The following is a 1075-nucleotide window of genomic DNA, read 5'->3' on the forward strand; positions in this document are numbered from 1 at the left end:
CCCAGCGCGGCTGGGACCAGCGCTGCGCCGGCGTGGCCAGGCGCGCTGGTTCGCCACGCAGCCACAGGCACCACAGCAGCGCGGGCAGCAACGCATCGAGCTGCAGCGGCAGCAAGGCCGGCAGCCAGGACTGCAGCGCCATCAGGCTCACCACCACGGCCATGCCCCAGCCCAGGCCCATCAGCGACTGGATCCAGCGCATCTGCGCCAGCGCGGCGCCCAGCATCAGCACCAGCGCCGAGACCGTACCAATCAGCAGCACACCCAGGCGTGAGTCAGCCACATCGCCCAGGTTGACCAGCACCAGCAGCCCGCCCGCGCACCAGAGCACCAGCGCCACGCAGTTGATGAAGGCATGGCGGGATTGGCGCATCAAACCACCGGCTGCGGCCAGAAACACCAGGCCCAGCACCACGCCGCCGGCACCAAAGACAAAACGCTCGCCCAGCGCCAGCGCCAGAAATACCGCCAGCGGCACCAGGCTGGCCAGCGCACCGAGCATGGCCAGCGCCAGCACCAGGACCGGGGGCTCATCCAGATCCTGCACAGGTGCATCGCCTTGCACCAGGCCTTGCTGGCGGGCCGGGGACCACCAGGCCGGTTGCGTGCGCAGAAATGACAGAGGTCGGATAGCTGCCATCACAGCACCTCCTGGTGGTCGCGCTGCTGGGCATGCAGGTAGTGCTGCGCGGCCATCAAGGCCTTGACCGAGGCGCCCAGGCAGACCATCACCACCACGGCAAAGGCGAGCAGGGCCTCGGTTTCATGCCACTCGAATATCCAGCGGGCAATGAGCGACAGCACCAGCACATTGGCGGCCAAGGTGGCCAGGCAGGTGCAGATAAAGTCGCGAAAACGGCTGAACAGCGCCACCAGCAAGCTGGCAGCCACCAAGGCGCCGCTGAGCGCAAAGGCCGCCAGGGTCTGGCGCGTGGCCTCGTCAAACAGCTGTACGGTGGCAATGGCCGACCAGGCTGCCAGCGCGCCGCCCAGCGCCAGGCGCTGCGACCACCAGCCCATGCCACCGCGCACCCGCAGGGCCGGCACGCAGTACACCAGCAGCGGCACCAGCGCC

2 protein-coding genes are annotated in these 1075 nt (G+C 68.8%); both read right to left on the reverse strand.

Features of this window, described 5'->3' with window-relative positions; all coding sequences use genetic code 11:
- Window positions 1-640 (reverse strand): DUF4401 domain-containing protein (locus H928_RS0106195; protein ID WP_021025715.1); only part of this gene is annotated, 640 nt, incomplete at its 3' end.
- A partial coding sequence (locus H928_RS32160; RefSeq protein ID WP_027010613.1) for a hypothetical protein occupies window positions 640-1075 on the reverse strand: 436 nt, incomplete at its 5' end. The genes H928_RS0106195 and H928_RS32160, both read right to left, overlap by 1 nt.

This window comes from Comamonas sp. B-9, assembly GCF_000410635.1.
Taxonomy (GTDB): Bacteria; Pseudomonadota; Gammaproteobacteria; order Burkholderiales; family Burkholderiaceae_C; genus Comamonas.